Annotated in this window: 1 protein-coding gene; it reads right to left on the bottom strand. The window is 70.9% G+C overall.

Annotation, left to right across the window (positions count from 1 at the left end; translation table 11 throughout):
- A partial coding sequence (locus CHR28_RS37070; RefSeq protein WP_143655977.1) for an ATP-binding protein occupies positions 1-522 on the bottom strand: 522 nt, incomplete at both ends.

Here is a 522-nt window from a genome sequence, read left to right as displayed (position 1 = left end):
GGATTGCGGCCCTGCACCGGCCGGATGCTGCTCACGGGCGCCGACTCCGGGGCCGCGGGGGTCTCCTCCATGGTCCACAGCTCCTCGGGCAGCAGGACGACGGCCCGTACGCCGCCGTACCGGGAGACACCGGTGACGTCCACCTTGAAGCCGTACTGGCGGGCGATCAGGCCGATCACGGGGAAGCCGAACTTCGGCTGGGTGCCCAGCTGGGACAGCCGGGGGGCGTCGTCGCCGGACAGCAGCGCGCTCGCCCGCTGCCGGTCCTCGTCGCTCATGCCGACGCCGGCGTCGTCGATGATGATGCACAGGTTCTGCTGCACCTGACGGAACGTCACCTCGATCGGAGCGTCCGCCTGGGAGAAACTGGCAGCGTTGTCGAGCAGTTCGGCGACGGCGAGGGCGACCGGCGCGACGGCGGAGGCCTTCAGCGCGATGCCGCTCGGCTGCATGATCTCCACGCGCTGGAAGTTGCGGATCTGGCTCTGCGCGCTGCGGACGACGTCGTAGACGCTGGCCGGC

It is taken from the genome of Streptomyces sp. XY006 (genome assembly GCF_002237655.1).
GTDB classification, from domain to species: domain Bacteria; phylum Actinomycetota; class Actinomycetes; order Streptomycetales; family Streptomycetaceae; genus Streptomyces; species Streptomyces levis.
Note: the sequence above shows the minus strand (reverse complement) of the source record. Positions and strands in the feature narration are given on the sequence as shown.